Genomic DNA, 17,984 nt, shown 5'->3' with positions numbered 1-17,984 from the left:
AAAAAACCGCCGAAGCGGTTTTTTCATTCTGTCGTCCAGTCAAACTCGTCGTAATCATCATCCTCTTCGTCCTCGATCAACTCATCATCAAGAACGTCTTCCTCAAGCGCTTCTTCTGCCTGCTTCGCCAGCAGAAACTCCTTACGACTCTCAGTCACTGCTCGCCGTAATTCCTCACCCTTCACCGGGCAGTTGAGCATTTGGGCGATGCGGTCGATTTTTTGTGCCACGGCATCCTCCAACGCATCGGCTATGGGCCGATAGTGCGCGCTTTCGGGTGTCGATGCCAAATTTGCCGACCGCTGTTCACCTCATTTCTTCTGCAAATCCTTGAGTCGGGCCGTGAGGTTTTCCTTGGGAAAGCGCTTGTGCAATGTCGCCAGCAGCGCCTCGGCGGCTTGGGTTTGACCGGTCTCTTGCAGGCGTATTACCTCACGTAATTGATCATCCAGTGACTTGGCCGGCGCGGCTAAGCGTTTGCTGATTTTTGCTTCGTCCGCCATTTCACTATTGATCGACTCGCGCTGCAACGGTGCCGAGAACTCCGCCATGGGCGCAGCGGGTGCGGGAGCGGATATAGCGCCGGTCGGTGCCGCCTGGGATCGGGCAGCGGCTTCCGGTTTGGCGGCTGGGGCAGACGCTTTGGGCACAGGCGCGAAGTCATAACTCGGTAGTTGTTCCGGCGTGCGTTGCACCAGTGCCAGCATCAGGGCCACGCCGACGAGACTGGCGAATGCCACTTGCCAGCGAGGCTGCTGGCAGGCGCGAAGCCAGCGTTGCCACAGGTTCGACTTCGGTGCGGGGACTTCGCGGTGTGCGGTGGCCAGGATGAAGGCATCGAGATGCGCCGGTGGTTCGCCGGTTGCGTGGTCGCGGAAATGCTTGAGCACTTCATCGTCAGGCGATGGTGGCGTCTGTTTGGCGTCAGTCATGTCAGTACCTCCTCGGCCAGCAGCCGACGCAGTTTTTGCTGGGCGTAGCGCAAGCGACTTTTAACGGTTTCCAGCGGTGTTTCGGTGAGGGTGGCGATTTGCGGCAGGTCGAGGTCGCCGTGGGCGCGCAGCAGGAACACTTCGCGCTGGTCGGCGGGCAGCGTTTGCAGGGCGGCTTCGAGGCGTTGACCGTCGCGGCTCAGGCTCAGCAGTTGTTCGGGGTCGGCCGCGTCATCGATCAGGGCATGGGTTTGCTCGTCATAGCGGTCGTGCAAGGGGTTGTGGATGCCGTGTTTGCGCCAGTGGTCGATCAGTCGGTTGCGGGCAATTTGGTAGAGCCAGGTACGAAAGTTCGCCCGGCCTTGTGGCTGACTGGTGCTGCGGATCAGGCTCAGCCAGGTTTCCTGATACACCTCTTCGGCCAGTTCGGGCTTGCCGCTGAGGCCGAGGAGAAATCGATAAAGGCCCTGGCGATGACGGGCGTACAAAACTTCGAACGCCGGCCCGTCGCCCGAGCGGTAGCGCGCCAGCAGCGATTCGTCGCTGCTGGCGGCTGAGCTGACTGCAGAATCGGACATGTCAGCGCTGGCCTCTTTCACTCTATCCGGTTGTCGTTGGGCTGCTGATTCGAGGCGGTTGGGGTTCGCAGGCTCTGCGCCAACTCCACCAATTGCACGAATTCACTGCGCAGGCCGAATTGATCATCGCCTCGTGCGCCACGGGCCAGGGCTTCGGTGTCCTTGAGGCTGTAATTACCGGTATAACGCCCGTCCTTGAGCTGCTGGGAAAATGCGGCAACGGCGGCGGCGAATCTCAGGTCATCGCTGCCGGTCGAAAGCTTGCCGGCCTCACCATTCAGTATTGGCCGCTCGATCAAGCGACTATTCCCACCTTCCGGCAACTGATAACGCACCCGCAGCATCGCCATTTCCCCGTTTTTTACGGAAACATCGGCCCCGGAATTGCCATACCGCAGCGGTTCCAGCCAGCCCTTCTCGCCCTTGGGCACAATTTCGTACAACGCCGTCACCGTATGCCCTGCGCCGATTTCACCGGCATCGACTTTGTCGTTGCTGAAATCCTCACGCTTCAAGGCGCGATTCTCATAGCCCAGCAGCCGATATTCGCTGACTTGGGCGGGATTGAACTCCACCTGCAGTTTCACGTTTTTCGCCACCACCGCGAGGGTCGAGCCGAGCTGATCCACCAGTACTTTGCGCGCCTCGCGCAAGTTGTCGATGTAGGCGTAGTTGCCGTCGCCAGCATCGGCCAGTTGTTCCATCAGGTGTTCATTGTAGTTATCCACACCAAAACCCAAGGTAGTCAGAGAGACGCCGGTTTTGCGTTTATCCACAGCCATTTGCTTGAGGCTGTCGAAGTCGCTGATGCCGACGTTGAAGTCACCATCGGTGGCCAACAGGATGCGGTTGATGCCTTTGGGGATAAACGCCTGTTGCGCCATTTGATAAGCCAGTTCGATACCCGATGCACCGGCGGTCGAGCCGCCCGCAGTCAATTGATCGATGGCGGTACGAATTTTCGCTTTTTCTCGTCCGGAAGTCGGCTCCAGGACCACGCGAGATTCTCCGGCATACACCACCAGCGAAACCCGATCCTGCTCGCGCAGTTGATCGACCAGCAATTTCAGCGTGCTTTTGACCATGGGCAAGCCTTCGCGCCGGTCCATCGAGCCAGATACGTCCACCAGAAACACCAGGTTCGCCGGGGCCAGTTCCGCCACCGTGCGATCGGAGGCCTTGATGCCGATGCGCAGCAATCGGGTATGCGAGTTCCAGGGCGACGGCGCCAACTCGGTGGTTACGCCGAATGGCGAGCCATCGGTGGGCAAGGCGTAATCGTAGGGGAAGTAATTAACCATTTCTTCCAGCCGCACCGCCCCTTCGGGAGGCAAGCGCCCCTGATTGAGCAAGCGCCGGACATTGGCGTAAGCGCCGGTGTCGACATCGGCACTGAAGGTCGAGACCGGCGCCTCGGTCACGCTGTGAATCGGGTTATCGGCCAGCGCCTGATATTGCTCCCGCTGCTCATCCCGATAGCCCTGTGGATAAGCTTCACCGGCTGGCATTGGCGCGAAAGCGACCAAGGGTGCCGGTCGCGCGCTACGCTTGGCCTGTGCGGTGTCCGCCATGGCTGCCTCGCGCACCAATGCCTCAGTTTTCAGCGCACCTTGAACCGGAGGCGCAACCGCTGCCGGATCAGATGGGGATGAAGCACCACAACCGGCAACGGCCAGCAACAATCCGGCGGCGAAACCCTGGGCTGCTGGGCAGAGGTAGTGCAGAGGGAGGGACATGGGGGCTGACCTCAGGAGAAAATTGACTCATTCATCCTCTGAGACGGACAGCCCGGCAGGTTCGGGTTAACTCACCCAAAAAATCTTCAGCGGTGATAACGCCGCACCACGCTGCTGTTTTTCAGCACATGGCCTTTGATCTGCTCCATCAACTGCGCGCGGGTCAGGCCGGCAGGCAAAGCGTCTGGCGCCAGGTCCAGGGCGTAAAGCTGGATGATGTAGTGGTGGGAGCTGTCGCCGATGGGCGGGCAAGGGCCGATGTAACCGGTAGTGCCTTTGCTGTTGCTGCCGCCCACGCCTTCGAGGGCGGATTTAGCGCCGACGCCGGCCGGGATCTGGCGCGTCGTGGCCTTGATGCCGTAATGAATCCAGTGATCGACGCCCAGGCCTTTCTGGCCGTCCGGGTCGTGTATGACGATGGCGTAGCTGAGGGTGCCCGGAGGGCCGGCGTTCCAGCTCAGGGCCGGGGACTGGTTTTTGCCGCCGCAACCGTTGGCGTCGCTGGCCGCCACCGACGTGAACAGGCGATTGTCCGAAACGCCGGGAATGCTGAGGGTGAAACGCTCTTGGGCCTGTGCCGGAAACTGCACACAAAGGGCGACTGCAACGGCCGCCAGCCAAGGGTTCAAAGAGGTCAATCGGGTCATACCGGAGCACCTTGTGCGGGGTGGGGCCATCGTCGGCTGGCAAACTATAGCCGGACCGTTCGTGCGGTGGCAGCGGGAATTGGCTGAACCTCGGAAAAGGCGCCAAACTCCTAAGTGAAACACCTGCCTGGAGATCGATCATGGCACTGCATCGCGTCGCCCGTTTCGCCGATGTGCCCCAAGACCGTGGCCTTGAGGTCCGGATCGACAAGATGAAAATCGTCTTGCTGCGGGTCGGCGATCAATTGCGCGCCTATCAGGGCAAATGTCCCCACGCCGGAGCACCGCTGGCCGAAGGTGCGTTGTGTCATGGGCGGCTGATCTGTCCGTGGCACAAGGCAGCCTATCGGCTCGAAGACGGCGCGTTATGCGAGCCACCGTCCCTGGACAGTCTGCGGCGCTACCCGCTTGAAGTCCGCGACGATGAGGTCTGGGTCGATGACCAGCCGATGCCCACCGCGAGCACCCCACCGGCGGACGATAAGCGAACCTTTGTGATCATCGGTGCCGGTGCTGCAGGAACAGCGTGTGCAGCGGCATTGCGGGAGAAAGGCTTCGGCGGCCGGGTGTTGCTGATCGACCGCGAGCCCGAGGCCGGTTACGACCGTACGGTATTGAGCAAATTCGTGATTGCCGGGGAGATGCCACCGGACGAAGTTCCGCCTCTGCGGGATGAAGATTTTTATCGTGAACAGCGCATTGAACGGATAAACAGCGATGTGATGGGCTTGGATGCAGCGAACCGGACTCTGCGCCTGTCTGATGGCCAATCGCTGAGCTATGACGGCGCCGTGATCGCCACCGGCGGCATACCCAAGTCTCTGTCGCTGCCCGGTGCCGATCTGCCGCAGGTATTCGTATTGCGTTCGAAGGCACAGGCGCAGCAGATTCTTTCAGCCTCGAAACCTGGTCAACGGGCAGTGATTGTGGGTGACAGTTTCATTGCTCTGGAGTCCGCTTCATCCCTGCGTCAGTACGGCCTGGAGGTCACAGTCCTGGCCCGCCATCCTATCCCTTTCGAGGCGCAATTCGGCGAAGCTGTCGGCAAAGCCATTCGTGCCCTGCACGAAGCCAACGGCGTGGTCTTTCATACCGATGGCGAAGCCGTGCGGATCGAAGGCACAGGCAAGGTTGAAGCGGTGCGGCTGGATAATGGTCAGCACTTGCCGGCCGACCTGGTATTGGTCGGCATTGGCGTCACCCCGGCAACGACCCCGTTTGCCGATTTGCCAAAAGAAAAAGATCAGTCATTGAAGGTCGACGGCGGGATGCGTGTGACCGAGGGGCTCTGGGCCGTCGGCGACATCGCGACCTTCCCGCTCAATGGCCAGCCCCGACGGATCGAGCATTGGCGCCTGGCCCAACAACAGGCGCGGATTGCGGCGGCGAATATGCTTGGCGGTGACGAGCGCTACCTTGACGTGCCCTATTTCTGGACCTGGCACTTCGGCAAAAACTACGACTACCTCGGACACGCCGAAGCCTGGGACGAGGTCGAGTTCAAGGGCGACCCTGACCATCCACCGTTTATCGGCCTGTTTGGCAAGAATGGCGTGGTGGCGGCTGCGATTGCCTGCGATCAGGAACGGGCCATGGCGATGCTCGCCGAACGGATGAAACAACCGTTGTCGGTGGATGAGGCGTGGCGCCTGATTCGGGATTTTGCCTGACCGATCTCTCCAATCCTCCGCTCCCCTCGTAGGAGCTGCCGCAGGCTGCGATCTTTTGATCTTTGGCATTTTCGAAACCGCTGAAAATCAAAAGATCGCAGCCTGCGGCAGCTCCTTGTATCTACAAAGAGCGGGTCAAACGATGCTTATCGGCTCCCGGTTGTCATCATCCTCAGCCGGCAAACGAATCACCCACGGATGCTCCAGCGGCGCCAAAGGCGGCGACAGCTGGGCCGGGTCGACCGGGAGGAAGTGCGTAACGACATGGCTGACATCGCCATCCTGATCGTTATGAATGGTCATCGAGCCCGGCGTGCGCAGTTTCGCCAGCCGGTCGCCGGTCAGCTTGAAGCTTTTGCTGAGCCCCTGATCATCCACCACCGGCGCCGGTAAACGGCGCTGGGCGAAGCTCTTGCTTTTGCGCTGTTGATAACGCGCCCACGTGATCAGGATTACCGCGTTGAACAATGCCACCCACAGGTAAATCTGCAGCGTGCCGAGGGCGTCGAAAAACGACGCGTAGATACGCGGGCCGGCATGGGTATCCATCAACGGCCACAAACTGCGCGCCAGCAAGTACAGCAGACCGACCCAGGCGAGCACGGTGAGAAAGATATCGATCACGGCCAGAAAGGGCCGCTGCCGGGTTCTGATGATTCTCATTTGATGACCTCCTCCTCTTCATCGTCATTCAGCGGCTTGATGCCACGGTCCGGGCTGACCCAGCGCGCGCGCTTCTGATGTTGGCCGAACAGCACTTTGGGGAAACTGACCAGGGTGGTGAGCAAGCTGATAAGCCAGAACACCAGCGGATACCAAATCACCCAGAACAGGGTCTTGCCGAGGCCCTTTTCATAACGGCGGTCGATCATGATGCTGACCGCGAATTGCACCAGGCAGACTACTGCTAACAACAGCCCGGTAAACGCCGGCGGCATGAGGTGATCGACAGCAATGGCTGGCGGCATTTCGATGAATGTTCCGACGCCCCAGAAAATCATCGACAGCAGGAACGTGAAGGCCCACCCAGTAGACAGGCAGTATTCGAACAGCAGCGGCCAGAGGTAACGATGACGGTATTGCCAGATGCCACGGATGTTCTTGAACAGCACCTCAGCGCCGCCCTGGGCCCAGCGCAGACGCTGCTTCCACAGGCCACCGAGGGTTTCCGGCATGAGGATCCAGCACAGCGCGCGGGGCTCGTAGAAAATGCTCCAGTGATCCAGTTGCAGCTTCCAACTGATGTCGATGTCTTCGGTGATCATGTCCGGGCTCCAGTAGCCGACCCGGTTCAGTGCGGTGCGACGGAAAGCGACGATAACCCCGGAGACGGTAAAGATCCGCCCGAACACCCGTTGAGTGCGCTTGATCAGGCCGATGATCGACGAGAACTCGCCGACCTGCACACGGCCGATCAGGGTCGAACGGGTGCGGATTCGCGGGTTGCCGGTCACGGCGCCCAGTCGCGCATTGTCGAGCATCGGCGCCACCAGATACGCCGCGGTGTTCGGCGCCAACAGCGCGTCACCGTCGATGCACACCAGATACTCGCTGCGCGCCGCGATGGCGCCCATGCGCAGGGCCACTGCCTTGCCCTGGTTTTCCGCCAGGTGCAGCACCCGCAGACGCGGATCCTGCGCCGCCAGTGCATCGAGCACCGCGGCGGTGTTGTCCTTGGAGCCGTCGTTGATCGCGATCACTTCGATATTCGGGTAATGCTGGGCCAGCGCCGCGTGGATGGTATCGGCCGCGTTGTCGCCTTCGTTGTAACAAGGGATCAGGATCGAGATCAGCGGTTCGCCGGCCAGCGGTGGCGGCAAGGTGTCATCCTGCCACGGCCAGTGCCGTTCCCAGTGCAGCCAGAAATACAGGCCGCCGGCAATCCATAGTCCCGACATGAACAGTGGATAGAAGAACACGAAATCCATCAGGAATTGCCCGGTGAACAGAAAGATCAGCCCGAGGGGAAGCCCAAGGACGATCGCCAGAACCAGCAGGGCTAGAAGTCTGTCCAGCATGTTATGGATTCCACTTGTTGGAGAGCGCGGGCCGCACGGTTTTCAGGTCCGGCTGGTTCTCGAGGAAGTTGTCCGGGTAGTAGCCAAAACTGGTGGCGCCCTGACGCTTGAGGCGGCCCATCCAGTCAGCCAGCTGTGCGCTCTTGATATCGGCTCCGGTGCTTTTCCTCCAGTCGCGGGCCTGTAGTTCGAACACCGTGCGGCCGAGTGCGCCGGGGCGCGACTTGACCGTCGCCACCAGTTTTTCGAGCCAACGGCCGGATTGCTGGCGGCTCTGTTTTTCCATGAATGGCATGGCCATGGGTGCCGTCCAGTTGTAGGCACCCAGGAAGTCGTCGAGATTCTGCGCGAACCAGGTTTCGCTCTCGGGGTTGAGCATCGGCTCGGCGAAAATATTGCGCGCCGTCTCCACTTGCGGGCCGCGAATGGCACGCACCTTGGCGGTCAGTTCGTGAGTGAAATCGATCAGGTAGCGGCTCTTGAAACGCGTCCAGCGTTGCAGGGTGGCCGGATCGGCACGCAGGGCGGCAATCGAACCGGGAAAACCGTGGGCGGCATAGACCTTCAGGGCTTCGGGGCCGGCGTCTTCGAAGTCTGACAGCACCGCGTCATCGTGATAGAGAATGCCGTCGACCGAGGTCAGGCGCGCCACGTCTTCGTAGATTTCACCGATGATGCGCCGCACCTTCGGATCGAATGGCGACAAGCGTTTGTACTGGTCCGGATCAATCAACGTGGTAGCGGTTTTCGGGTTCCAGCGAGTAACGCGTGGCAGCTTCGAGTCCAGGGCAAAACTCAGCACTGGCATCCAGGCATACACTTGGACGTGAGCCCGAGTGCGCAACTGCCAGGCCACGCGATCGAAGAGATCGGCGCGCACAGGCAGGTGACGGTTAGGGAAGTACAACGAGCGCACCAGGCCATCGCCCGCAGGGTCGGCGAAGGCTTGCAGGAACACCGTGTTGGCGCCCATGTCGGCCATGCGCTGGATCAGTTTGCCGAGGTTGATTTCCTGTTGTGCCGGGTCCGGGTCGTAGACATTGTCCAGATCCACATGCACCACGCGCATGGGCGATTTGGACTGCACCGAGACAACGCTGTTGGCGAAGTGTTCGCCATCCGGGTCCGAGGCCACCAAATAGCGCGGGCTGCTCATCAAGTTGTCGAGGGCACTGAGGCCATCGTCCAGGGTCAGGGCCATCTGATAACCCTGATCGTTGATCACTTGCAGCGAGGTGCCATCCGCCGTGCCATACGGCCAGACCCAAACCCGCGGTTTGTAACCGGTGATCTTGTGGATTTTTTCCGAGATGGCCATCACGTCGGCGCGCATCCGGGCCTGAAATTGGGCCTCGGTTTCATAGCGCCCGGTAGTGGCGTCATAACGCCGGGTCGCAGCAGCCGGTTGCAGGTTGCCTTGCGGGTTGGCCAACACACCTTTGTGGCTGGCGTCGGTGTGGGCGGCGATTTCCACCAGACCGGATCGGGAAACCTCGCGAATCTGCTCCCAGGTCAGGAAGTCCGAACGCTTGCGCGGCGTACCGGCGAAATCCACCGGCTGGTTCAGCGGCGTATCGATCCACGTCCCCACCGGCGCCAGCAAGGCATGCCAGTTATAGGCGCGCAGCACCGGCATCACGCGGGTGTAGAAGCTCGAATAGCCATCGTCGAAACTCAGCATGATCGCCCGGGGCGGTAGTTCAGGGCCGCCATTGCGAGCCGCCATGACCTGGTCGACAGTGACCGGCTTGTAATTATTCTCCCGTAGCCACGCCAGTTGCTCGAGCAGGCGCTCGGTGCGTACGGCCACTACCGCCTGATCGGGGTCGCGGTCTTCGACATCGTGGTAAGCGATCCCGAGTACGTGGTTTTTCGGCCATGGCTGTTCATTGACCGCCACCGGACGTTCGGACGGCGTTGTGAAGGCCGGGGCTTGCTGGGCGCAGGCGCTGATCAACAGCGCTCCCAGCAGAAGGATGAAACGCGAAATAAAAGGCATCTTCAAACTCTTCTAGAAGCGGTAAGTGAGGTCTACGAGCAGGCGCAGATCGGTTTCGCGGTCACCGTCATAAGGTCGGTTGATCACGCTTAACAGGCCGCCTACCTCCAATACGTCGTTCCAGCTATAACGCTGGCCGTAACCCAGCAGACCGACGCCGCCAGTCCCGTGATCGCGCTGGCTATAGGTGCCCGCACCGGCCTGGAACTGCTGGCTCCAGGACGTTTCGTAGCGGTGATAGAGCACGTGATTGACGTTCACCGTCGGCAGCACGCTGAAGTCGGATTTGGGGTTGAAGTACGGCACGTCGTCGGACTTGGAGTTATGGCTGCTGCCAACCTCCAGGCCAAGATCAACCTGCAACCCCGGCGCGCGGTAAACACCCTCGCGACCGGTGAGCAAGGCTTCGACACGGTTGTTGCCGTCACTGAAGTGCGAGGGGCTGACCGCCAGCCTCCACTCACGGCTCTCATTGGCGCGCCAACGGATGAAACCGCTGCCGCCGTTCGCGGTGATGTCGCTGTTCAAGGCCCGCAACGGCGTTTGCGCCGACAGGTATTCGAGGCTGCCGCCGTACTGCCAGTGATCATTGATGTCTCGGGCAATCGCCAGGCGCGCGCCCTGTTTGTTACCGAAGCCATAGGAGTGGTTGGAGACTTCCGCTTCCAGGGTCATGTCGCGGGTCCGGCGTTCTAGCCCGACGCGCTGAAAGCGATGGTGGCCGGTGCCTTCCTGGAAGTCGCCGGTGGCGTAACCGGCACCGGCGAACAGGCGCCAGTCTTCATCGATGGGCGGGCTATACAGCGTGGTTTCGATGCCGAAATCGCGACTGCCATTGACCGCCCCGACGTCGCTGTCGCCACCGCCATAACTCTTGCCGCCATAGGCCTCCACCCGCAGTTCGGCCATCTCATGAACCGCACGCTGACGCTGCAAACGCTGGACCTGACGGTTGTTGGGGAAACGCGTGACCACATCATCGGTCAGCGCATCCAGCTGCCGCCATTCCTGCAGATCCATGGCAGTGTGGCCTTGCGCAACTTCCAGCCCGATGTCCCGCGGGACCATGCTCTCGGTATCCTTGAGCTGATTCTCGGCGCGCCGTGGCCAGTTCCGGGCCAGGTACAGATCGGCCTGGGCCAGACTCAAGCCGAGGTTGCCCGGGGCCTGATCCACCAACGCCTGCAAGCGCTGCTCGCCCGACGGCAGATCGGCGCCGTAGGTGCCCGCCTGGGCGGCGAGTTGTTGCGCGTCCATCCATTCATCGTTGGGGTTACCCACTGGCAAACCTTTGAGCTCGACTCGCGGTTTCTGGGTCTTGGCCAGGTCTTCGGCGACCTGACGCGCTTCATCGGCCTTGTCGCTTTCGAGCAAGGCGTAATAGAGCGCCGTGCTGTCTTCCAGACGGTCGCCGACATCGGCATCCGGCGCGACCAGTATCTGGCGATACAAATCGGCGGCGATTTCCGGCTGACGCTGATCCAGATAGGACGACGCCACCCAACGCAGGGCGTAGGTCGGAATCTTCACGCCTTCGGCGAGCCGCTTCTGGTATTCGGCGATTACCTCGGCGGTGCGCGCACGGGTCTTGAGGGCCCCCATGCGATCGATTCGCCAGCGGACAACGTCATCGTGGGCCTGAGGGTCCGGCGTCCAGGTCGCCAGTAACTGGTCGTAATCGGCCAGAGCCCGATCAGCGATCACATAACGTTCTTTTTCGTTGGGAGTCGCCAGCTCGGCCAGGCGCACGCGTTCTGCGGCCAGGTCCCCTTCAAGGCGTCGCAGCGTGACCGGATCAATCAATCCCGGCCGCTGACGCGCCAGGCGCAAGGCGGGCTCCGGCAGACGGGCACGTTGCAGGGCGATCACATATTCCCGAGCGATGTCGGGTTTGTTGCCAGCACGAATGAAAGCCTGGTCGTATTCAAACAGCGCGTCATAGGTGGCACCGGCGCGAGTCAGGGCGTAGGCCAGGGCCAGGCGGCGGGAAGGATCATCCGGTTTCGCCGCCACGAGCGCCCTGGCACGGGCAACGGCCTCGTCAGGTTTACCGGCGTCGGCCTGGGTCATTGCCAGGCCCAGCTGAAGGTCGGGATTTTGCGGCTCAAGGGCCAGGGCCTTGTTGTACACCTGGGTTGCCGAATCCCAGCGTTTGAGGTTGCGATAGGCGCGCGCGGTGGCGGTCAGGGCCTGAACCGGCAGCGCCCGATTGTACCCCTGGGTTTCATAGACCTGGACCACTTCGGCGTCCAGGCCGGCCCAGTTGGCGATCTGCAAGTGATCGCTGATCTGGCCGGTGGTGGCCTGATTTTCCGGCACTTGGCGCAACACGGTCAGCGCCGGCGCGTAATTGCCGGCCCGAGCATCGCGAACCATTTGGTCGTAGGGGGTGTCGGCAAGCGCTGGCATCGGCCACAGCAACTGGCCGCAGAGCGCAACGCGAAACAAGGGGCGCAACCCACGATGAATGAAGGGACCAGCAATACACGGCATTTGTCAGCATCCTTACATGGCTAGCCGGGTCGCAATGTCCCTTGCCCATTCGTAACGAGAAAAGCCGGGGCGAAAGACCCAGCCAAAATTTATCGACGCAGTTTTGCATGCAAGCGCAGTCGACTATTCAGAACACAATAATTATTCAGATTCCTGACGCTCGGCTTTTCTCTGGTGCCAGTCAGCCAAGCGTAAATCGGACCTGTAGGAGCCAGGCTTGCCGGCGAAGGCGTCCTTAAGAGCGCCTTCGCCGGCAAGCCTGGCTCCTACAAAAAGCGGTTCCTCTCCTCACCTCCTTTCGAAACCCCAGACAGCAAAACGCCCGGCGTCTGCGTGCTGCAGAGGCCGGGCGTTGCGCGCAAGCCTGCGGTTTTACTGGATGGTGACGTCGCTCGTGCCGCCGAGTTTGCTCATCACGAAGCCGACAAATTCTTCGAGGGTCATTTTCTGGCCGTTGAAGTCCACCTGATTATTGGCGTAGTGCAGTTTGGTGACGACGTTGTTACCGTCCAGTTTCGCCAGTTGCGTGCCGACCGCCATGCTGCCGAACATATCGGCGGTTGCGCTCGCCTGATCGGCAATCAGCTTGGCGTCGGTCTGGCCGTCGATTTGCGACTGCACGGTGAGCACATCAACCAGCATTGGCTTGGACACCAATAGGTTGAAGTCCAACAGAGCAATCAACTGCTTGACCAACTGGTCTGGCGGCAGGTCCATGGACTGCGGTTTGGTCAGGTCCAGCACCAGGTTGGCGCGGCTTTCGCCGTTGCTGGTATGGAACGACAGGTTTTCCAGAGCCACCTGCGGGCCGGCGGCCAGCAGTTTCTCCAGGCCGGTCTTGACCTGTGCCTCTTCGGCCGGCGTCAGGTTCAGCTCCGGCGCCGGTAGACCGGCGGTAGCAGCTTCAGCGGCGGCCCTCTCGTACGGTTGCAGTCTGGTCTGGTAGATCTGCATCAGCGACATCGTTGACGGGATGTCGAGGTTTTTCAGGCTCATGGCCATCTGCGCGGAACCGATAACCTTGCCGTTCAAGGACACTTCACCGACCTTGTAATCGGCACGCCCCGAAGCATTAGTGCCCGACTCCTCGGTCTTGTTCTTCATTTCAAAATTCTTGAAACCGAGTACCGATTGTTTCGCACCGAAAGTGGTCTTGCTATTGGTCAGCTCGACGGTGTTCTCACCGACGTAATAGCCGTAGGTGCTTTTGTTCAGGTTACTGGCCACGGTCAAGCCATTGAGCTCGACCTGCACCGGGGTCTGATCTTCGGCCACGGTGATCAGCTTCAGGCTGTCCATGTAACCGTCTGCCTTGACCTTTTGCGCCTGGGCGCTGGCGGCCACGTCCAGTTTCAACCCGGAGAATGTCAGATTGGACTTGTCATCCAGCGCGGCTTCCAGTGGCAGAAATTCGAGCGTGCCCTTGGTGGAATTGTCGTAACCGATGTTGACCACGCCTTTGACCGGAGAATTGTCCTTGGCGGCGACGAACCACTTCTCGGTCAGCGGGGTCTTTTCCAGCTCGTAGTGACTGGTGGCCAGGACCGGCAACCACTTCAGCGACACCAGGCGCGAGAACGGCAGCGGGCCGTGTTCGATGCGGTCGACGAACAGCAACTCGACCGGCGCTTCACCAAACATCTCGCCCTCGCCCTTGAGGCGGTAGTGCGCGGTGCTGCTGAACACATGGCGGTCCAGCGACACCAGCTCCAACGACGCCGTGCCATTGGAACCTGCCAGCGCGGCTTGCAGTTCTTTATTGGCGTCTGCGATCGAGGTGTTCAGCACCCCATCGAGTTTGCTGCCGGTGTACCACGCACCGCCAGCGCTGATTGCACCGATCGCCACGACAATTCCTAGAAACACGCCTGCTGATTTATTCATGAAGTACCCGTTCAATGTCCGTTGTTGAAAGTGTGGTCGTCTTCCCTGAACCCATGACGGGTTGCGGCTCGACTTCGCTGAAAGTGGAAGGAGATTAGCATTTGCGCCACAGGGCGGCCCAATGATTAAAGGTGCAAGAGTGTCTATGGGATATCGCTGCTTGTGGATAACTGGCAAGAGTTGAGAGTTTCGGCGGTCATGCCCGCGAAGGCGTCAGTCCAGCCAACATCAATTCAGGAATACTGAACCTCAATCTCATCCAATTGATGATCAAAGCTCTTGAGCCGTGCGGTCCAGGTGTACACCAGCACTTCAAAATCCCGATTGATCACCGTCCCCCCCGTCACTTCCCCGCGTGGATCGCAGAAGTCCAGTTGATAACGCTCGCGGGCCATGGCGTTGGCGACATCGGACAGCTCTCGCGCATTGTTGAGCCAGTGCCACCCCTCGTCGGCCACTTGCTTGTCCAACGCCAGGCATTGTTTTTTCAAGGTTTCGAGGCTTTTTTCCAGCGGCGTGCCGGTGAGTTCGCCCATGACTTCCTGGAACGTGCGCCCCGGTTGCCAGTAACTGCCCCAGAAATACCGGTCGAACACGGTTTCGACACGACGCAAAGCCACCTTGGTGTCCCAGATCAGCACCAGGGTCTTGCCTTGTTCGAGTTGTCGTTTCTTGATGCGCTGGTTCTGTAAAGAAGCCCAGGCGACCACCACGATAGCCATCACGGCGATCAACGCCACCGCGCTGTCGAGGAATATCAGCGCCGTGTCGAGCTGGTGAGCCAGCATCACGCCGTAGAAATAGGTGGCCGACAGCAAAACCAATGCCGCAATGGCGCACCAGAAGCCGGGAGCATAAGGGTTTTTCATTATTAGATCCCCATGACCAACGCAAGCCTGATCGACGGGTTCGCCGCGCGCCCCCATCAAGTCAAAGCATAGCAACGGGCTCAGGGTTTGCCGGGTTGTGAGCCTTGCGTTCGTCCGCTTTACCAGCCGCCACCCAAGGCAAGGAACAAACACGGCCGTCCGTCGTGACAGCATCGCTTGAAACTAGAGTAAGTAATGAAGGCGTATATACTCAGTCAGTACATATTCGGAGAACTTGAGCATGTCAAAACAAGCCGTTTTTACGATGAAACTCGAATCTGAATTGCGCGAACAATTCATGGCCGAAGCAGAAGCTTCTCATCGTCCTGCCTCTCAAATCGTCAGGGAAATGATGCGCCAATTCGTTCAAACACAACGAGAGTCGCGCGAGTACGAAGCATTCCTGCAGCGCAAAGTCGACAGTGCCCGAGCGTCCATGCGCGCAGGGGATGGCCTGACAAACGATGAAGTTGAAGCAGAATTCACTGCCAGGCGAGTGCGAGCAGCCATCCAGGAATGAAGATAATCTGGACACCCACAGCAGCACAGGATCGTGCAGACATTTGGGATTACTTGCATGCCGTCAACCCGCAAGCCGCGATCGACATGGATAATCGCTTCAAAAACGCGATATCCCGTATTGCCCAATACCCTGAAAGCGGCCCTGTCGGAATCATTGCAGGTACTCGCGAGTTGATTCCACATCAGAGCTATCGTGTCGTTTATGAACTGCAGCCAGACGCGATCTGGATACTCGCTCTAGCGCATACGTCCCGACAGTGGCCACCAGAAAGATGATTGTTACACCCCCCGTCCCTTCCTCAGCAGCACATCCAACTGATCCACCACCTCCGCCCAATCCGCATCATCCAGAATCTCCTCACGCAGCAGCTCTGCCTGGCTCTCGCTCCAGAAGAACGCGTCCGCCAGGTGCAATTCGGGTTTGAGCGGTGAATGGGTCGCGATGAATTTGTCGATGCTTTCGGCGTCGTCGGGCAGGCCGAGTTGTTTGAAAAGAGAGGGGAGGTTGTGGGTTGGGGATTCCATGTCGGGTTCCTTCGTGATGGCATATAGGAGGGGGACTGCGGCGCGGCTGTTCGCGGGCAAGCCTCGCTCCTACAGAACGAGGCTTACCCGCGATGTCGACGCTATGCCGATTGACTCAACTCGCATACCTCGGCGTGCGGCACCATTTTCAGGAATTCCGGAACGCTCATGTGTACCAGGTTGTTGTGGTTGCCGGCTTCGAGGTAAATGTCTTTCTGCCGGGTCAGCTGTGGGTCGATGACCATGTCCATCCCGTAGGACTCACCTAGAGCAGGCACGGCGCCGCGTTCGCAATCATCGAACAGGTGCGGCAGGTTGCTTTCCCGGGTGACTTGCCATTCGCTGCTGCCACGTACTTTGCTCAGGTCCAGGTGACGGCTGGCGGGCAGCACAGCCATCAAGTAGTGGCCGTGACGGTCATCAAGAATCACCGATTTGGCCACCCGTTCGGCAGGGATGCCCGCCAGCCGAGCCGTTTCAAGGCTGCTGGCCGAGTGCGGGTGGGAAACGATGTCATATTCGCAGTGAGCCTTTTCGAGGCTGTTCTGCACGGTTTTTGCCATTCGCATGATGCACCTCGGTGTCCGCAGCAACGAATCGCGGACGATGGTTAACTTTTTTGTCTCCCTTAAAAGTCTAGGCCCGCTGGTGGGATCTGGCGGGAAATCCGCCCGTCGGACGCTGTCGACAACGGGTCAAAATTCATACCAGTGCAGGCTCAACTAGACTTGTATACAGAGTCACGAAACGATTCGCGGACAGTTGACTCTGCGGAGGGTCAAGTGAACATGCGTTATTGTGCAATGGCGCTGCTGTTGGCCTTGTGCGGGCCGGTTTTCGCAGCGGACACCCTTGTAGTGCTGGTTCCCGACCCCCTCGGGATCTGGCTGATCACCTTCGGCATTGTGTTTTTGATCGCCGAGGCAGCCTTGCCCAATTATGGCGTGGTGGGCTTGGGCGGCTTGGTGATGTTCGTGATCGGCGCGGTGATTCTGACCAATGCCGAAGTGCCTGTTCCCTTGATGATCGGGCTGGGGCTGATCAGTGCACTGCTGCTGGCTTTCCTGCTGATCCGTGCCTTGAAAACCCGACCACGCCGCAACGTCAGCGGTGACGCCGAAATACTGGGCGCGGTGACACCAGTGACGTCGTTGCAGGCAGGCAATGTTTATATCGGCTGGGTCCATCTGCAAGGCGAACAATGGCAGGTACTGAGCGAAACACCGCTGCAACCGGGTCAACAGGTCCGGGTGGTGGCACGCAAGGGTCTGCTGCTGGAAGTGGCCGCGGCTGACGCGGCGCCCGCAATGAACAATGATGGCGGAGAATAGTCATGGGCCTGCAACTGGGTTTTGCCGCGCTGCTGTTATTGCTGATTGCACTGGCGGGGTCGACCTTCCGCATCCTGCGCGAATATGAGCGCGGCGTGGTGTTCCAGCTCGGACGCTTCTGGCAGGTCAAAGGCCCCGGCCTGATCCTGCTGATTCCGGTGGTTCAGCAAATGGTTCGCGTCGACCTGCGGACCGTGGTGCTCGACATACCGCCACAAGACGTCATCACCCGCGACAACGTCTCGGTCAAGGTCAATGCAGTGTTGTATTTTCGCGTGCTCGACCCGCAAAGGGCGATCATTCAGGTCGAAGACTTTCTCATGGCCACCAGCCAACTGGCGCAGACCACGTTGCGGGCGGTGCTGGGTAAACATGAACTCGATGAGTTGCTGGCCGAACGGGAGCGGCTGAACGTCGATGTCCAGCAAGTGCTCGATGCGCAGACCGATGCCTGGGGGATCAAGGTGGCCACCGTCGAGATCAAGCACGTGGACCTCAACGAATCGATGATTCGCGCCATCGCCAAACAGGCCGAGGCCGAACGGGAACGTCGGGCCAAGGTGATCCACGCCGAAGGCGAATTGCAAGCCTCGGAAAAACTCATGCAGGCTGCGGAAATGCTCGGCCGCCAGCCGGGGGCCATGCAGTTGCGTTACATGCAGACGCTGAGTTCGATTGCCGGCGACAAGAGTTCGACCATCGTCTTTCCGCTGCCGATCGAGTTGCTCAAGGGGATGGCGGATTTGTCGTCCAAGCCTTGATGCACCGATGACCTGTGGC

The 17,984-nt window shown here is 60.0% G+C and carries 18 protein-coding genes; 5 read left to right on the top strand and 13 right to left on the bottom strand.

All coding sequences use genetic code 11. The features are described from left to right. Positions 1-23: 23 nt before the first annotated feature. The 5 genes from LOY56_RS00780 to LOY56_RS00760 form a co-directional block, all read right to left on the bottom strand. Complete coding sequence (locus tag LOY56_RS00780; RefSeq protein WP_258618781.1) at positions 24-290, bottom strand: hypothetical protein; 267 nt, start codon at positions 288-290, stop codon at positions 24-26. 21 nt (positions 291-311) lie between these two features. Continuing rightward, a complete protein-coding gene (locus LOY56_RS00775) occupies positions 312-932 on the bottom strand; it encodes a hypothetical protein (RefSeq protein WP_258618779.1) in 621 nt (206 codons plus the stop codon). Next, positions 929-1,510, bottom strand: a complete 582-nt coding sequence (locus LOY56_RS00770) for an RNA polymerase sigma factor (protein ID WP_258618778.1) — start codon at positions 1,508-1,510, stop codon at positions 929-931. Before LOY56_RS00770 ends, LOY56_RS00775 begins: the two co-directional genes overlap by 4 nt. Before the next feature lie 17 nt (positions 1,511-1,527). Continuing rightward, complete coding sequence (locus tag LOY56_RS00765; RefSeq protein WP_258618777.1) at positions 1,528-3,246, bottom strand: VWA domain-containing protein; 1,719 nt, start codon at positions 3,244-3,246, stop codon at positions 1,528-1,530. An 86-nt stretch (positions 3,247-3,332) separates the two neighbouring features. Next, positions 3,333-3,893 carry a YbhB/YbcL family Raf kinase inhibitor-like protein gene (locus LOY56_RS00760; protein WP_258618776.1) on the bottom strand — a complete coding sequence of 187 codons (561 nt, stop codon included), beginning with the start codon at positions 3,891-3,893 and terminating at the stop codon, positions 3,333-3,335. Positions 3,894-4,033: 140 nt separating this feature from the next. Here LOY56_RS00760 and LOY56_RS00755 point away from each other — a divergent pair, with 140 nt between their 5' ends. Beyond that, the gene (locus LOY56_RS00755; protein ID WP_258618774.1) at positions 4,034-5,563 is read left to right on the top strand and encodes an FAD-dependent oxidoreductase; all 1,530 of its coding nucleotides are present in this window, start codon (positions 4,034-4,036) and stop codon (positions 5,561-5,563) included. 135 nt (positions 5,564-5,698) lie between these two features. On the opposite strand, the gene pgaD is transcribed toward LOY56_RS00755, so the two are convergent. The 6 genes from pgaD to LOY56_RS00725 form a co-directional block, all read right to left on the bottom strand. Further along, positions 5,699-6,226 carry a poly-beta-1,6-N-acetyl-D-glucosamine biosynthesis protein PgaD gene (gene pgaD, locus LOY56_RS00750; protein ID WP_258618768.1) on the bottom strand — a complete coding sequence of 176 codons (528 nt, stop codon included), beginning with the start codon at positions 6,224-6,226 and terminating at the stop codon, positions 5,699-5,701. Beyond that, entirely contained in the window at positions 6,223-7,581 is a 1,359-nt protein-coding gene (gene pgaC / locus LOY56_RS00745; RefSeq protein WP_258618761.1) for a poly-beta-1,6-N-acetyl-D-glucosamine synthase, read from the bottom strand. The genes pgaD and pgaC overlap by 4 nt, the downstream gene beginning before the upstream one ends. Before the next feature lies 1 nt (position 7,582). Further along, complete coding sequence (gene pgaB / locus LOY56_RS00740; RefSeq protein ID WP_258618758.1) at positions 7,583-9,580, bottom strand: poly-beta-1,6-N-acetyl-D-glucosamine N-deacetylase PgaB; 1,998 nt, start codon at positions 9,578-9,580, stop codon at positions 7,583-7,585. 12 nt (positions 9,581-9,592) lie between these two features. Continuing rightward, a complete protein-coding gene (gene pgaA / locus LOY56_RS00735) occupies positions 9,593-12,073 on the bottom strand; it encodes a poly-beta-1,6 N-acetyl-D-glucosamine export porin PgaA (protein ID WP_258618750.1) in 2,481 nt (826 codons plus the stop codon). A 372-nt stretch (positions 12,074-12,445) separates the two neighbouring features. Beyond that, the gene (locus LOY56_RS00730; RefSeq protein ID WP_258618746.1) at positions 12,446-13,957 is read right to left on the bottom strand and encodes a YdgA family protein; all 1,512 of its coding nucleotides are present in this window, start codon (positions 13,955-13,957) and stop codon (positions 12,446-12,448) included. A gap of 233 nt (positions 13,958-14,190) precedes the next feature. Beyond that, positions 14,191-14,826, bottom strand: coding sequence for an NADH:ubiquinone oxidoreductase subunit N (locus LOY56_RS00725; protein WP_258618744.1), 636 nt, complete (start codon positions 14,824-14,826; stop codon positions 14,191-14,193). Between the two features lie 241 nt (positions 14,827-15,067). Here LOY56_RS00725 and LOY56_RS00720 point away from each other — a divergent pair, with 241 nt between their 5' ends. Both LOY56_RS00720 and LOY56_RS00715 read left to right on the top strand, forming a co-directional pair. Further along, on the top strand, positions 15,068-15,346 hold the full coding sequence (locus LOY56_RS00720) for an antitoxin of toxin-antitoxin stability system (RefSeq protein WP_258618743.1): 279 nt from the start codon (positions 15,068-15,070) through the stop codon (positions 15,344-15,346). Then, positions 15,343-15,624, top strand: a complete 282-nt coding sequence (locus tag LOY56_RS00715) for a type II toxin-antitoxin system RelE/ParE family toxin (RefSeq protein WP_258618737.1) — start codon at positions 15,343-15,345, stop codon at positions 15,622-15,624. Before LOY56_RS00720 ends, LOY56_RS00715 begins: the two co-directional genes overlap by 4 nt. Before the next feature lie 3 nt (positions 15,625-15,627). Here the strand turns inward: LOY56_RS00715 and LOY56_RS00710 are convergent, their stop codons facing one another. Together LOY56_RS00710 and LOY56_RS00705 are read right to left on the bottom strand one after the other, a co-directional pair. Continuing rightward, on the bottom strand, positions 15,628-15,873 hold the full coding sequence (locus LOY56_RS00710) for a DUF2789 domain-containing protein (protein ID WP_258618735.1): 246 nt from the start codon (positions 15,871-15,873) through the stop codon (positions 15,628-15,630). 101 nt (positions 15,874-15,974) lie between these two features. Next, complete coding sequence (locus tag LOY56_RS00705) at positions 15,975-16,442, bottom strand: aminoacyl-tRNA deacylase (RefSeq protein ID WP_258618732.1); 468 nt, start codon at positions 16,440-16,442, stop codon at positions 15,975-15,977. Positions 16,443-16,655: 213 nt separating this feature from the next. Between LOY56_RS00705 and LOY56_RS00700 the strand changes: the two genes are divergently transcribed. Together LOY56_RS00700 and LOY56_RS00695 are read left to right on the top strand one after the other, a co-directional pair. Then, the gene (locus LOY56_RS00700) at positions 16,656-17,204 is read left to right on the top strand and encodes an NfeD family protein (RefSeq protein WP_258618730.1); all 549 of its coding nucleotides are present in this window, start codon (positions 16,656-16,658) and stop codon (positions 17,202-17,204) included. Between the two features lie 2 nt (positions 17,205-17,206). Beyond that, complete coding sequence (locus tag LOY56_RS00695; protein ID WP_258618729.1) at positions 17,207-17,965, top strand: slipin family protein; 759 nt, start codon at positions 17,207-17,209, stop codon at positions 17,963-17,965. Positions 17,966-17,984: the final 19 nt, after the last annotated feature.

It is taken from the genome of Pseudomonas sp. B21-048 (assembly GCF_024748615.1).
GTDB lineage: Bacteria > Pseudomonadota > Gammaproteobacteria > Pseudomonadales > Pseudomonadaceae > Aquipseudomonas.
This window is presented reverse-complemented; position numbering and strand designations above follow the sequence as displayed.

Excerpts from the sequence above, each read along its gene's own strand:
- LOY56_RS00775 (WP_258618779.1), bottom strand. The coding sequence starts at position 932 with ATGACTGACGCCAAACAGACGCCACCATCGCCTGACGATGAAGTGCTC.
- LOY56_RS00770 (WP_258618778.1), bottom strand. The coding sequence starts at position 1,510 with ATGTCCGATTCTGCAGTCAGCTCAGCCGCCAGCAGCGACGAATCGCTG.
- LOY56_RS00765 (WP_258618777.1), bottom strand. The coding sequence starts at position 3,246 with ATGTCCCTCCCTCTGCACTACCTCTGCCCAGCAGCCCAGGGTTTCGCC.
- LOY56_RS00760 (WP_258618776.1), bottom strand. The coding sequence starts at position 3,893 with ATGACCCGATTGACCTCTTTGAACCCTTGGCTGGCGGCCGTTGCAGTC.
- LOY56_RS00755 (WP_258618774.1), top strand. The coding sequence starts at position 4,034 with ATGGCACTGCATCGCGTCGCCCGTTTCGCCGATGTGCCCCAAGACCGT.
- pgaD (WP_258618768.1), bottom strand. The coding sequence starts at position 6,226 with ATGAGAATCATCAGAACCCGGCAGCGGCCCTTTCTGGCCGTGATCGAT.
- pgaC (WP_258618761.1), bottom strand. The coding sequence starts at position 7,581 with ATGCTGGACAGACTTCTAGCCCTGCTGGTTCTGGCGATCGTCCTTGGG.
- pgaB (WP_258618758.1), bottom strand. The coding sequence starts at position 9,580 with ATGCCTTTTATTTCGCGTTTCATCCTTCTGCTGGGAGCGCTGTTGATC.
- pgaA (WP_258618750.1), bottom strand. The coding sequence starts at position 12,073 with ATGCCGTGTATTGCTGGTCCCTTCATTCATCGTGGGTTGCGCCCCTTG.
- LOY56_RS00730 (WP_258618746.1), bottom strand. The coding sequence starts at position 13,957 with ATGAATAAATCAGCAGGCGTGTTTCTAGGAATTGTCGTGGCGATCGGT.
- LOY56_RS00725 (WP_258618744.1), bottom strand. The coding sequence starts at position 14,826 with ATGAAAAACCCTTATGCTCCCGGCTTCTGGTGCGCCATTGCGGCATTG.
- LOY56_RS00720 (WP_258618743.1), top strand. The coding sequence starts at position 15,068 with ATGTCAAAACAAGCCGTTTTTACGATGAAACTCGAATCTGAATTGCGC.
- LOY56_RS00715 (WP_258618737.1), top strand. The coding sequence starts at position 15,343 with ATGAAGATAATCTGGACACCCACAGCAGCACAGGATCGTGCAGACATT.
- LOY56_RS00710 (WP_258618735.1), bottom strand. The coding sequence starts at position 15,873 with ATGGAATCCCCAACCCACAACCTCCCCTCTCTTTTCAAACAACTCGGC.
- LOY56_RS00705 (WP_258618732.1), bottom strand. The coding sequence starts at position 16,442 with ATGCGAATGGCAAAAACCGTGCAGAACAGCCTCGAAAAGGCTCACTGC.
- LOY56_RS00695 (WP_258618729.1), top strand. The coding sequence starts at position 17,207 with ATGGGCCTGCAACTGGGTTTTGCCGCGCTGCTGTTATTGCTGATTGCA.